General features: G+C 57.9%; 1 protein-coding gene. It reads left to right on the top strand.

The features are described from left to right. The first annotated feature begins 1 nt into the window (after position 1). Positions 2 to 232, top strand: a complete 231-nt coding sequence (locus tag DM374_RS32965; protein WP_225422715.1) for a bacteriocin immunity protein — start codon at positions 2 to 4, stop codon at positions 230 to 232. Positions 233 to 247: the final 15 nt, after the last annotated feature.

The following is a 247-nucleotide window of genomic DNA, read 5'->3' as shown; positions in this document are numbered from 1 at the left end:
TCTGGCATTCGTAACGCTATTCTTCCGAAATGATTCGCCGCTGGAAGGCAACGCATACGGGGCCTGGAAAGATGGACTTTTGGACCACTTCGAAGCCATTACGGAGCACCCCGATGGCTCCGATGTCATCTACTATCCGCCAGAAGGCTCCGAAGACAGCCCCGAAGGCGTCGTCAAACGCGTAAAAGAATGGCGCGCCGCCAACGGCAAACCCGGCTTCAAACCCGCCTGACCCAACGCCGCTGTC

Origin of the sequence: Pseudomonas huaxiensis (assembly GCF_003231275.1) — a bacterium.
Lineage (GTDB): Bacteria > Pseudomonadota > Gammaproteobacteria > Pseudomonadales > Pseudomonadaceae > Aquipseudomonas > Aquipseudomonas huaxiensis.
This window is presented reverse-complemented; position numbering and strand designations above follow the sequence as displayed.